Origin of the sequence: Halomonas sp. AOP43-D1-4 (assembly GCF_052446175.1) — a bacterium.
Lineage (GTDB): Bacteria > Pseudomonadota > Gammaproteobacteria > Pseudomonadales > Halomonadaceae > Vreelandella > Vreelandella citrativorans.
This window is the reverse complement of record NZ_JBQSVY010000055.1, coordinates 1-300: the sequence shown is the minus strand read 5'-3', so window position 1 is coordinate 300 and position 300 is coordinate 1. Positions and strand designations below refer to the sequence as shown.

Annotated in this window: 1 protein-coding gene; it reads left to right on the top strand. The window is 49.7% G+C overall.

What is annotated here, in order from left to right:
• Positions 1-288, top strand: a 288-nt coding sequence (locus tag ACT3RQ_RS17760) for a transposase (RefSeq protein ID WP_444680996.1), incomplete at its 5' end; no start/stop codon positions are given.
• Positions 289-300: the final 12 nt, after the last annotated feature.

The window sequence follows — 300 nt, the reverse complement described above, 5'->3', positions numbered from 1 at the left end:
GTCGATCAAGCCGACCACTTCATTGCTGACAAGGGCTATGATTCAGAGGGCATCCGTGACCATGCCAGGGCAGGGGGCATCAACCCGATCATCCCCAAAAGATCAAACAACAAGACGCCAAATCCGGAGTTTGACGCCTTTCTCTACAGGCATCGCCATTTGGTAGAAAACCTCTTTGCTCGGCTGAAACACTTTCGCAGCATTGCCACTCGCTTTGAGAAACTGGCACGAAATTTCAAATCCATGGTTTACCTGGCGTGCACCTTCATTTGGTTGAAAATGAAATGAGGACACGCCCTA